The sequence below is a fragment of the Collinsella sp. AF38-3AC genome (assembly GCF_003474365.1).
In the GTDB taxonomy this organism is placed as follows: domain Bacteria; phylum Actinomycetota; class Coriobacteriia; order Coriobacteriales; family Coriobacteriaceae; genus Collinsella.
In genome coordinates this window covers 212-524 of record NZ_QROM01000047.1, presented here as the reverse complement: position 1 = coordinate 524, position 313 = coordinate 212, and the positions used below count along the sequence as shown (strand labels likewise).

The window sequence follows — 313 nt, the reverse complement described above, 5'->3', positions numbered from 1 at the left end:
TCAAGGCCGATGCAGAGAAGAGCGTGAGCGACGCGGTCGAGCGCGCCGACGCCGCCAATAAGGCGGCTACCAAGGCCATCGCCGAGGTGAAGGCCACCGAAGCGAAGCTGTACCCAGCGGCCGAGAACATCCTCAAAGGAAAAGTCAAGGAAACTTTCGTCCACGTGGATGATGCTTTTCCCTCTAGCCTTCTGGGTATCGAGGTGGAGGGAGCCTGCAAGCAGGACGGCACGCCATCGCCGGACAACCCCGTGCCGATTGAGGTAATTGAAAATCCTATTATCCATATTTGCGGTAAGAACCTATTGAAAGT

The 313-nt window shown here is 56.2% G+C and carries 1 protein-coding gene; it reads left to right on the top strand.

The window, feature by feature from the left end:
* Window positions 1-23: 23 nt before the first annotated feature.
* The coding region (locus tag DW029_RS11575) for a hypothetical protein (protein WP_233543886.1) at window positions 24-313 on the top strand (290 nt) is incomplete at its 3' end.